A 12345-nucleotide genomic window follows, 5' to 3' on the forward strand; every position below is an offset into this window, starting at 1 on the left:
AAACTCAGGACAGCATTTTATGAACTTTTATTTCAAAATCGACTCTAATTTGCTTCATCAATTTTGAACCTCCTTATCAATCTTCGGTAACACTAACCAGGAAAAATCAGTGATGGAAGCTGCAAATAATAAATCCAGCATGGTCGGTTATTCCTCGGCCCTAACCAAGTTCGCGCGTTCGGCACCCGAACCATCGGGTTACACTGCGGGCAGGTCTGTCGCTGCAGCTGAAAAAGAAATAAAGAAAACACCCTCATTGAACGATTTGCCCGAGGAATTAACCATCAAAATTATTCGCTTGTTGGAACTTCGGGATATTGCCCGTTTGCAACAGGTATCGACTCACTTACACAGGGTTATTAAAGATAATCATGTTCTGGCAAAGGCATGGTATCAGCGGTTTTCTACACCGCATCAATATCAATTAAAGACCAGCCTTCCTGCAGCAGATAAAAAACAACTCCGTTGTTGGCTGAGGCCGTTTACGAAGGATGAAGCGTTAGTCGAATCACTCATAAAATACCGAAAGAAAAGTTATTTTCCTGCTTTGTTTCATTTCACCAGAACCGGACTGATGTCTCGATGTAAAACATTTAATTTAGAGAAAAAAGCTACCATTACCCACGATGACTTTGTCAGTTCAGCAAGCTTCAGCGCCGATGGCCTTCATGCGTTGACCGCCAGTAACGACAAAAAGGCGAAAATCTATGGCCAAAAGGACGATGAATCATGGATAAAAAAAGCCACCATAGCTCACGCCTTTCAAGTCACCTCAGCCAAATTCACTGCCGATAGCCGCCATGTGTTGACCGCCAGTGTTAACACTTCGAACATCTATGGTCAGGGAGTTGGTGGGTCATGGGTACATAAACTCACCATTTCCCATAATGGTTTGATCTGCTCTGCCTCCTTCAGCCCTGATGGTCGCCATGTGGTAACTGGCAGTTGCGACCACACGGCGAAAATCATTAGCCAGAAGGATGACGGATCATGGGAAGAAAGGCTCACCCTTTCCCATAATCACTGGGTCAACTCTGTCTTCAGCACCGATAGCCGTCATGTGATGACCATCAGTTTCGATCACACTGCGAAAATCTTCGCACAGAGAGACGATGGATCCTGGGAAGAAAAAATCATCATTCATCATAATGGCTTGATCCAGTCAGCTACCTTTAGCGCGGATGGTCACCATGTGGTGACCGTCAGTGGTGATCACAAGGCGAAAATCCACCATTTGGAAGAGAATGGATCATGGTTAGAAAAAGTGACCATTTCCCATGATCAGCGTGTGAACTCAGTTGACTTCAGCGCCGATGGGCAACATCTGGTGACGGCCAGTTTGGATAACACGGCGAAAATCTATGGTGAGAAGACTGATGGCTCATGGGAGCGAGAAGCCACTATTTCCCACGATGACTGGGTCTTAACAGCCAACTTAACTGCTAATGGCCGCCATGTGCTGACCTTGGGTGGAGATAACAAGGTCAAAATTCATAGCCGACAGGTTGATGGATCATGGAAAGAAAATGTCACCATTTTCCATGATGACTCTATCAACTCAGCCGCTTTCAGCCCTGATGGTCAGCATCTGGTGACCGCCAGTAATGATCGCACGGTGAGAATTTATGGCCTGAAGGTCGATGGATCATGGGAAGAAAAACGTACCTTTTACCACAATGATTCTGTCAACTCTGCCACCTTCAGCTCCGATGGTCGCCATGTACTAACTGCCAGCGATGACTGCACGGCGAGAATCATTGGCCAGCACACTGATGGGTTATGGGTCGTAAAAGCCATGTTTTCCCATAAACGTTCAATCAAATCAGCCACTTTCAGCGCCGATGGTTACCATGTATTAACTATCAGTAGCGATAATAAAGTGCGAATTATTACACTACGGATGATTGATGATTGTGACAAATAAAAGGGGCGCCATTCTGCATGTGCTTAAAGACAGAAACTTTTAAGTCCATGTTTTGAACTTTTATTTCAAATCCAACTCTAATTTTCTCCATCAATTTTGAACCTCCTTGTTTATCGACGGCAAGACTAGTCCAGGGAAAATCAGGTATGCATAGCGCAAATAACAACTCCGGCGTCGTTGGATTTTCCTTGCCTCCAACCAAGCTCACACGATCGGGCGGAGAACCTTCTGGTGACGGAGCGGGCAGGTCTATCGCTGTCGTTGAAAAAGAAATAAAGAAAACAGCCTCATTGCACGATTTGCCCGAGGAATTAACCGTCAAAATTATTCGTTTGTTGGAACTTCGGGATATTGTCCGCTTGCAACAGGTATCGACTCACTTACACAGGGTAATTAACGACAATCATGCTCTGGCAAAGGCATGGTTTCAGCGGTTTTCTTCACCTCACCAATATCAATTAAAGACAAGCCTTCCTTCAGAAGATAAAAAACAACTCCGTCTTTGGCTGAGGCCGTTTACGGAGGATGAAGCGTTAGTCGAATCGCTCATAAAATACCGAAAGCAAGCTTATTTTCCTGCTTTGTTTCATTTCGCCAAAACTGGACTTATGTCTCAATGTAAAATATTTAATTCAGAGAAAAAAACGACCATTGCCCATCGTGATATTGTCAGATCAGCCAACTTCAGCGCCGATAGTCGTCATGTGGTGACTGCCAGTGACGACAGAAAGGCGAAAATCTATAGCCAGAATGACAAGGGAAAATGGGTAGAAAAAGCAACTATTGCTCACAATTTTGATGTCAACTCAGCCACCTTCAGTGTCGATAGCCGTCATGTGGTGACTCTCAGTTTCGATCATACGTCGAAAATCTATGGTCAGGGAGTCGATGGGTCATGGGTACATAAACTCACCATTTCCCATAATAATTTCATCAACTCAGCTTTCTTCAGCCCTGATGGTCGTCATGTGGTAACCGCCAGTGACGACCACACAGCGAAAATTATCAGTCAGAAGGATGATAGATCCTGGGAAGAAAAGCTCACCCTATCCCATAATGATTGGGTCAACTATGCCACCTTCAGCGCCGATAGCCGTCATGTGTTGACCGTCAGTGCCGATCACACTGCGAAAATCCTCCACCTGCGGGACGATGGATCATGGGAAGAAAAAGTCACCATCTCCCATGATCATTGGATCAGATCAGCCACCTTTAGTGCTGATGGTAGCTATGCGGTGACCGTCGGTGATGATCGCAAGGCGAAAATCCACCACCTGGAAGAGAATGGATCATGGTTAGAAAAAGTGACCATTTCCCATGATGACTTTGTGCAGTCAGCTACCTTCAGCGACGATGGCCATCATTTGGTGACGGCCAGTTTGGATAACACGGCGAAAATCTATGGTGAGAAGACTGATGGCTCATGGGAACGAGAAGCTACTATTTCCCATGTTTACTGGGTCACTTCAGCCGCCTTCAGTTCTGATGTCTGCCATGTGGTGACCGCCAGTGAAGATAAGAAGGTCAAAATCCATAGCCAGCAGGACAATGGATCATGGAAAGAAAATGTCACCATTTCCCATGATGGCACTGTCAACTCAGTCACCTTCAGCCCTGATGACCGCCATCTGCTAACCGCCAGCAACGATGGCGCGGTGAGAATCTTCGGCCTGAAGGACGGATCTTGGGAAGAAAAACGTACCTTTTACCACAATGATTCTGTCAACTCAGCCACCTTTAGCCCTGATGGCCGCCATGTGGTAACTGCCAGTGACGATTGCACTGCGAGAATCATTGGCCAGCACACTGATGGATCATGGGTCGTAAAAGCCATCCTTTCCCATAAATGTCCGATCATATCAGCCACTTTCAGCGCCGATGGTAACCATGTATTGACTATCAGTAGGTATAATAAAGTGCGAATTATTAAACTATGGATGAGTGAATGATTCTTTGCTGTGATAAATAAACGGGGCGCCATTCTGCATGTGCTCAAAGACAGAAACTCAGGACACCACTTTTTGAACTTTTATTTCAAAACCGACTCTAATTTGCTTCATCAATTTTGAGCCTCCTTATCAATCGTCGGTTACTCTAATTCAGGGAAAATCAGTGATGGATGCTGCAAATAATAAATCCAGCATGGTCGGTTATTCCTCGCCCACAATCAAGTTTGCGCGATCGGCATTAGAACTATCGGGTTACAGTGTGGGCAGGTCTGTCGCTGTCGCTGAAAAAGAAATAAAGAAAACACCCTCATTGCACGATTTGCCCGAGGAATTAACCCTCAAAATTATTCGCTTGTTGGAGCTCAGGGATATTGCCCGTTTGCAACAGGTATCTACCCATTTACACAGGGTTATTAAAGACAACCATGCTCTTGCAAAGGCATGGTATCAGAGGTTTTCTTTGCCACACCAATATCAATTAAAGACGAGCCTTCCTTCAGAAGATAAAAAACAACTTCGTCTTTGGCTGAGGCCGTTTACGGAGGATGAAGCGTTAGTCGAATCACTCATAAAATACCGAAAGAAAGTTTATTTTCCTGCTTTGTTCTATTTCACCAGAGCTGGACTGATGTCTCGATGTAAAACATTTGATTTAGAGAATAAAGCAACCATTGCCAACCGTAACCGTATCAGATCAGCCAACTTCAGCGCCGATAGCCGTCATCTGGTGACCGCCAGTAACGACAGAAAGGCGAAAATCTATGGTCAGAATGATAATAAGCGATTATGGGTAAAAGAAGCCGTCATTTCCCACCATGGTCACGTCACCTCAGCCACATTCAGTGCCGATGGCTACCATGTGGTGACCGTCAGTGTGGATAACACGTCGAAAATCTATGGTCAGGAAGTCGGTGGGGTATGGTTGCATAAACTCACCCTTTCCCATAATGGTTTTATCGGCTTAGCCTCCTTCAGTCCTGATGGTCGCCATTTGGTAACTTGCAGCGACGACTTCACGGCAAAAATTATTAGCCAGGAGGATGATGGATCATGGGAAGAAAAACTCATCCTTTCCCATAATAATTGGGTCACATCTGTCGCATTCAGCTCGGATAGTCGTCATTTGATCACTGCCAGTTTTGATAACACGGCAAAAATCTATGGTGAGAAGACTGATGGTTCATGGCAAGAAGAAGCCTCCATTACCCATGATCACTGGGTCTTATCAGCCACCTTCTCTGCCAATGGCCGCCATGCGGTGACCGTCGGTGGTGATTACAAGGCGAAAATCCACCATCTGGAAGAGAACGGATCATGGTTAGAAAAAGTGACCATCTTCCATGATTACCGTTTGCAATCAGCTACCTTCAGCGCTGATGGCCACCGTATGGTGACGGCCAGTTTCGATAGGACGGCGAAAATCTATGGCGAGAAGACTGATGGATCATGGGAACATGAAGCCACCATTACCTATAATCACTGGGTCGAATCAGCCAGGTTAACGGCCAAAGGCCACCATGTGGTGACCGTAGCCAGAAATGGCAAGGTCAAAATTCATAGTCGGCAGGTCAATGGATCATGGCAAGAAAATGCCACCATTTCCCATGATGGCACCGTCAACTCCGCCGCCTTCAGCCCTGATGATCGTCATTTGCTGACCGCCAGTAACGATGGCACATTGATAATCTTCGGCCTTGAGCTCAATGGATTGTGGAAAGAAAAGCGCACCATTTCCCATGATGGTCTGATCAACTCTGCCACCTTTAGCCCTGATGGTCGCTATGTGGTAACCGCCAGTGATGACTGCACGGCGAGAATTATTGGCCAGCACACTGATGGATCATGGGTCGTAAAAGCCATACTTTCCCACAAACGCTCGATCAAATCAGCCACTTTCAGCGCCGATGGTAACCATGTATTGACCATCAGCAGCGATAATGAAGTGCGAATTAATAAACTGCGGACGAGTGAATGATGGTTGACTGTGGCAATTTATTTCGCAACCGACTCTAATTTACTCCACGTAACACCGTGAAAATCTTTGGCCGGAAAGACGATGGACTATGGGAAGAAAAGCTCACCATTTCCCATGATGGCCGTGACATCTCAGCCATCTTCAGTGCCGATGGCCGCTACCTGCTGAGCACTCATATAAACGGAACGGCAAAAATCCATGGTCAGGAGATTGATGGATCCTGGAGCGAAAAAGTCATTATTTCCCATGATGAATCGATCATATCAGTCGGCTTTAGCGCTGGTAGCCAATACGTCATTACGATCACGAAAAATAACAACGTGCATTTTAATAAATTATTGATGAAGCTGGATTAAAACAATAATTGATTGTTTGCTGTGAGAAATTAAAGGGACTCAATCCTGCCTGTGCTGAAAGACTGAAAGTTTATTAGTTGCATTTAAGACCCTCTAATGAACTTTTACTTCAAAACCGAGTCTGATCAACCGTATCAATCTTTAATGATCTTTTTACAGGAAGAATATTAACAAAGGAGAAATCAGATTTGGATCCTACGAATAATAAATCCAGTATGGCTGGTTCGCTCTCGCTGTTAATCAATCGCACTCAGTTGGGGGAAGAACTATCTGGTATTAGTGCGGATAGATCCGTCACTATACCTGAAAAGGAAAAAAACAAAAAATCTTTATTGCTCTATTTTCCTTTCGAAATAACAATCAAAATTATTCGTTTGCTGGAGTTTCGAGATGTTACCCGCTTACAGCAAGTTTGTACTCACTTTAACAATGTCATTAAAAACGATTATGCTCTGGAAAAGGCATGGTATCGTCGGCTTTCTTCACCACATCAATATCAATTAAAGAAGATTCTTCCTATAAAGGATAAAGAGCAACTCTGTAATTGGTTGCGACCGTTTACGAAGGATCAAGCGTTAGTCAATTCACTTGTAGAACAGCGAGAGAGAGCTTATTTTCCTGCTCTCTGCCATTTCACCAAAGCTCGACTGATGTCTCAATACAAAAAGTATTATTTAGTTACAGAGGCTGTCTTTGCTCATCATAGCCAGGTGTACTTTGACACCTACAGCATCGATGGTCGCCATTTGTTGACCGCCAGTAGAGATGGTGAGGTGAAGATCATTAGTCAGAAGGTTAATGGGTCATGGCAGTGTACGCTCTCCTGTTTCCATGGAGACGATATCAGATTAGCCAGCTTTAGTGCCGATGGCAGCCATTTGGTGTTTGGCAATTACAGAGATGATAGGTTGAAAATCTTTGGTCAGGGAGACGATGGATCATGGAAAGAAAAGCTCACCATTTCCCATGATGATTGGTTCGAATTTGCCGTCTTAAGTGCCGATGGTAGTCATTTGGTGACTGATGTTTTCGGAAAGGGGGTAAAAATCTATAGTCAGGAAGACGATGGATCATGGGCAGAAAAAGTCACTATCTGCAATGTCTCATTGGTCAAAGCAGCCACCTTCAGCGCCGATGGTCGCTTACTGTTGACGGCCAACTGTGATAAAACCGCGAAAATCTATTGTCAGAAGACCGATGGCTCATGGGAAGAACAAACCACCGTTCGCCATCATGACTTTCTCAAGTCGGCCATTTTTAGTGCTGATGACCGCCACGTGTTGACCCTCGGTGGTCATTACAAGGCGAAAATCCATGGCCAGAAGGTCGATGGATCATGGGTAGAAAAAGTCACCATTTCCCATAAACGATTGGTCAACTCAGCCACCTTTAGCGCCGATGGTTGTCGAGTGGTGACGGCCAGTGACGATGAAACTGCGAAAATCTTCGGTCAGAAGACCGATGGCTCATGGCAAGAGGAAGCCTCAATTTCCCATGATTACGGCGTCAGATCAGCCACTTTTAGCCACAATGGCCGCCATGTGGTGACCATCAGTCTTAACAAGGCGAAAATCTGCGGCCAGAAGGACGGTGGATCTTGGGAAGAAAAACTCACCATTTCCCATGATGGCAATATTATCTCAGCCATCTTCAGCCCGGATGGTTGCCATGTGTTAACCAGATGCAGAGATGGTACCAAGAAAATATCTGGCAAGAAGGTTGATGGATCATGGGTCGAAAAAGCCATCATTTCCCGTGATAATCCGTTTAACCCAGCTATCTTCAGCCCCGATGGCCGCTTAGTGCTGACCACCCGCAAAGATGGAACAGCAAGGATCTATGGTCAGGAAATTGATGGATCATGGAGCGAAAAAGTTATTATTTCCCATAATGATTGGATCACAAGAGTCGGCTTTATGGCTGGTGGCGACTACGTGGTGACGATCACTAGCGATCACATAGTGCGAATTAATAAGTTAAGAATGAAGTTGGATTCAAGCAATAATTGATCGTTGACTGTGGCAAATAAAAGGGACGCCATTCTGCATGCGGCGAAAGACAGAAACTTCGTTAATTGTACGTAAGACCCTGTTTTGAACTTTTATTTCGCAACCGACTCTAATTTACTCCATCAATTTAAAAAGTCCTTGTTAATCGAGGGGAGGACTCATTAAGGAGAAGCCAGATATGGATATCAAGACTAGCAACTCAGGCATGACCGGTTCGCCATTGCCCTCAACCAAGGTGGCACGGTTCGGCGGAGAACGATCTGATTTTGGTGCTGGCAGCTCCATCGTTGCAGCTGACAAAGAATTAAAGGAAACAGCTTCATTACTCGATTTGCCCGAGGAGTTAACCATCAAAATTATTCGCTTGTTGGAGTTTCGGGATATTGTACGTTTACGGAAGGTCAGTACTTACTTTAACAGGGTTATTAAAAATGATTATGCTCTGGAGAAAGCATGGTATCAGCGGTTTACTGCTCAAGACCAAGATCAATTAAAGACAATCCTTTCTGTAGAGGATAAAAAACAACTTTGTCTTTGGCTACCGCTGCAGCCCTTTACAAGTAATCAAGCATTAGTCAACTCACTTATAAAGAAACGAAAGATTTCTTATTTTCCTGCTCTGTTTTATTTCACCAAAGCTCGACTGATGTCTGAATGCAAAACATTTAAAGCAGTTACAAAAGCGATTATTGACCATGATTACTCGGTCACGTCAACCCGCGTCAGCCCTGATGGTTCCCACATTGTGACAGCCAGCTTCGATAATACAGCGAAAATTTATAGTCAGAAGACCAATGGATCATGGGTAGAAAAAGCCATTATTTCCCATGATGGCTGTGTCTACTTTGCCATCTTCAGCCCCGATAGCTGCCAGGTGGTGACCGCCGGACGCGATGGTCAGGTAAAAATCCATGATCTGAAGGCTGATGGGTCATGTGTACATAAACTCACTATTTTCCATAATGCTACGATCAGCACAGTTGACATCAGTCCCGATAGTCGTCACCTGGTGGTCGGCAGTTGGGATCATACTGCGAAAATTTGCAGTCAGAATGACGATGGATCCTGGGAAGAAAAACTGACCATTTTGCATGATCATAGGCTCTTCCTGGTCACCTTCACTGCCGATTGCCGTCATCTAGTGACCGTCAGTATGGATAAAAAGGCGAAAATCTATGGTCAGAAGACCGATGGGTCATGGGAGGAAGAAGCTACCATTTCTCATAAAGATATTATCTACCAGGCCAGCTTTAGCAACGATAGCCGTCTTGTGGTGACCGCAGGCAGTGGCAAGGAGGTAAAAATCCATAGCCAGAAGGCTGATGGTCAATGGGAAAAAGAAGTCATCATTTTGCATGACGAATGGGTCTACTCAGCCAACTTCAGCGGCGATTCTCGCCGCGTGGTGACCGGCAGCAGAGACGGCACAGCAAAAATTTTTCGTCGGAAGGACAATGGCTCGTGGGAACAAGAAGCCACCATTTTCCACGATCGTTGTATCGAGTCGGCCATCTTTAGCCCTGATGACCACCATGTAGTGACCGCCAGTGACGATAACACCGCAAAAATCTTTAGTCTGAAGGACGATGATGAATCATGGGAAAAAAAGCTCATCATTTGCCATGATAAAGCTGTTACCTCAGCCATCTTCAGCCCCGATAGCCGTCATGTGGTGACCGCCAGTAAAGACGGCAAGGCGAAAATCTGTGGTCAGAAGGCTGACGGATCATGGGTCGAAAAAACCACCATTTCCCATGAATGTGTGGTCGATTCAGTCAGCTTCAGCGCCGATGGCTGCCAAGTGCTGACTACCAGTAAAGATGGAACGGCAAAAGTCTATGGTCTCAGGAAGAATGGATCATGGGTCGAAAAAGTCATCATCTCTGGCAAACGTCCGATCAAATCAGCCAAATTCAGCGCCGATGGACATCACCTTGTGACCAATTCGTACGATAATAAGGTGCGAATTATTAAACTACAGAAGAATAAATGATTGTCTGTGTGCTGTGACAAATAAAAGGGGCGTCATTCTGCATGTATTGATATACAGAAACTTTTTAAGAGCATTTTTTGAACTTTTATTTCAAAATCGATTCTAAGCTACTTGATCAACTTTGAGCGTCCTTGTTTTTGCGGCGTTACTAACTTTGGAAAAACCAGATATGCTTTATGATGTTAATAAATCAGGCATAGTCGGTTCCTCCTCGACTCCAACCAAGCTCGCGCGATTAGAGGGAGAGTCACCTGGTGTCAGTGTGGCTAGATCCGTCACTATACCTGACAGAGAAATTAAGAAAACAGTTTTATTGCACGATTTGCCCGAGGAATTAACTATCAAAATTATTCGCTTGTTGGAACTTCGGGATGTTGCCCGTTTACAACAGGTATCGACTCAAATAAACAGGGTTATTAAAAGCGATCATTCTCTGGCAAAGGCATGGTATGAAAGGTTTCCTTCTTTACATCAATATCAACTTAAGAAAATCCTTCCTGCCAATGATAAAGAACAACTTCGTAGCTGGCTGCGACCATTTACGAAGGATGAAACGTTAATTGAATCACTCATAAAAAGCCGTAAGAGCGTTTATTTTTCTGCTTTGTTCCATTTCACCAGAACTGGACTTATGTCTCGATGTAAAACATTTAATTTAGGTACAAAAGACACCATTTCAAATAATTGGGTCATTTCAGAAACCATCAGCGCGGATGGCCGCCATTTGGTAGCGTTCTTCGACTGTGATCATAAAAAGGTACAAGTATATGGTCAGGAGGTCGATGGGTCATGGCTAGGAAAAGTGACCATTTCCCATGATGACTGGATCGACTCAGTCACCTTCAGTGAAGACGGTAGCCATGTGGTGACCCTCAGCAGTTTGGCTAAAAAGGTGAAAATCCACGGTCAGAAAGCCGGTGGTTCATGGGAAGAAAAAGCCACCATTGCTCATGATGAATACATCAACTCAGCCTCTTTCAGCCCGGATGTCTGCTATCTGGTAACCGCCAGTAACGATAACACGGCAAAAGTCTATGGTCAGAGCGGCGATGGCTCATGGCAACAAAAACTCACCATTTCCCACAACGATTGGATCAACTCAGTCTGTTTCAGTGCAGATAGCCACCATCTGGTGACCGTTAGTTGCGATAACACGGCAAAAATTTATGGTCTGAAGGTCGATGGGTCATGGGGAGAAGTAGCCATCATTTCCCATACTGGTTGGGTCTCTTTAGCCACCTTTAGCCCCGATAACCGCCATCTGGTGACCGTCGGCGATGATTTTATGGCCAAAATTCACTGTTTGAAGGACGATGGATCATGGGAAGAAAAAGCTATCATTTCCCACGATACCTGGGTCAACTCGGTCACTTTCAGTGCTGATGGTTGCAAAGTGGTGACCACCAGTAACGATTACACAGCGAAAATCTTTGGTCTCAAGACGGGCGGGTCATGGGAAGAAGAAGTTACCGTTAACCACGATCACGAGGTCACCTCAGCCACCTTCAGCCCCAATGGCTGCTATGTAATTACCATCAGTAACGATCACATGGTGAAAATCTGTGGTCTGAAGGTTGATGCTGTATGGGAAGAAAATGCCACCATTTCCCATGATGACTTTATCAAGTCAGCGATCTTCAGCGCCGATGGACGCAGTGTGGTGACCGCCAGTATAGATGGAACGGCAAAAATCTATGGTTTGAAGGCCGATGGATCATGGTGGGAAGAAGTCACCATTTTCCATACCTCTTCGGTCAACTCAGTCGCCTTTAGCCCTGATGGCCGTCATGTGGTGACCGCCAGTAAAGATCGAACAGCAAAAATCTATGGTCAGGAAATTGATGGATCATGGGTCAAAAAAGCCATCATTACAGAGAATGGTTCGATTGACTCAGCCACTTTTAGCGCTGACAGTCACCATGTAATGACTACCCGTTCTTTTGCACCCGTTGACCAGCTGTTGAAGAAGTATACGTTCACTGCTTTTCCAGGATCCATAAGCCCGCCCTGTAGGGGACAATTTCGGGACGTTACAAATAAAAGGGACGCCATTGTGCATGCGCTGAACTTTAATGGCACTTAAGACAATGTCATGAACTTTTATTTAAAAACCGAGTCTGATTTGCTGACTTAATTTTT

Annotated in this window: 7 protein-coding genes; all 7 read left to right on the forward strand. The window is 45.0% G+C overall.

Features of this window, described 5'->3' with window-relative positions:
• Window positions 1-112: 112 nt before the first annotated feature.
• Window positions 113-1924, forward strand: a complete 1812-nt coding sequence (locus ACO6V5_RS02990; RefSeq protein ID WP_422134408.1) for an F-box/WD repeat-containing protein — start codon at window positions 113-115, stop codon at window positions 1922-1924.
• Between the two features lie 146 nt (window positions 1925-2070).
• Window positions 2071-3873, forward strand: coding sequence for an F-box/WD repeat-containing protein (locus ACO6V5_RS02995; protein WP_422410982.1), 1803 nt, complete (start codon window positions 2071-2073; stop codon window positions 3871-3873).
• Window positions 3874-4039: 166 nt separating this feature from the next.
• The gene (locus tag ACO6V5_RS03000; RefSeq protein ID WP_422134406.1) at window positions 4040-5848 is read left to right on the forward strand and encodes an F-box/WD repeat-containing protein; all 1809 of its coding nucleotides are present in this window, start codon (window positions 4040-4042) and stop codon (window positions 5846-5848) included.
• A 56-nt stretch (window positions 5849-5904) separates the two neighbouring features.
• A complete protein-coding gene (locus ACO6V5_RS03005) occupies window positions 5905-6204 on the forward strand; it encodes a hypothetical protein (protein WP_422134405.1) in 300 nt (99 codons plus the stop codon).
• A gap of 188 nt (window positions 6205-6392) precedes the next feature.
• Window positions 6393-8213 (forward strand): F-box/WD repeat-containing protein, encoded by a 1821-nt coding sequence (locus tag ACO6V5_RS03010; protein WP_422410980.1) that lies wholly within the window; start codon window positions 6393-6395, stop codon window positions 8211-8213.
• A 178-nt stretch (window positions 8214-8391) separates the two neighbouring features.
• A complete protein-coding gene (locus ACO6V5_RS03015; protein WP_422410978.1) occupies window positions 8392-10206 on the forward strand; it encodes an F-box/WD repeat-containing protein in 1815 nt (604 codons plus the stop codon).
• 262 nt (window positions 10207-10468) lie between these two features.
• Complete coding sequence (locus ACO6V5_RS03020; RefSeq protein ID WP_422410975.1) at window positions 10469-12289, forward strand: F-box/WD repeat-containing protein; 1821 nt, start codon at window positions 10469-10471, stop codon at window positions 12287-12289.
• Window positions 12290-12345: the final 56 nt, after the last annotated feature.

This window comes from Endozoicomonas sp. ALD068, from assembly GCF_049310145.1.
In the GTDB taxonomy this organism is placed as follows: domain Bacteria; phylum Pseudomonadota; class Gammaproteobacteria; order Pseudomonadales; family Endozoicomonadaceae; genus Endozoicomonas_A.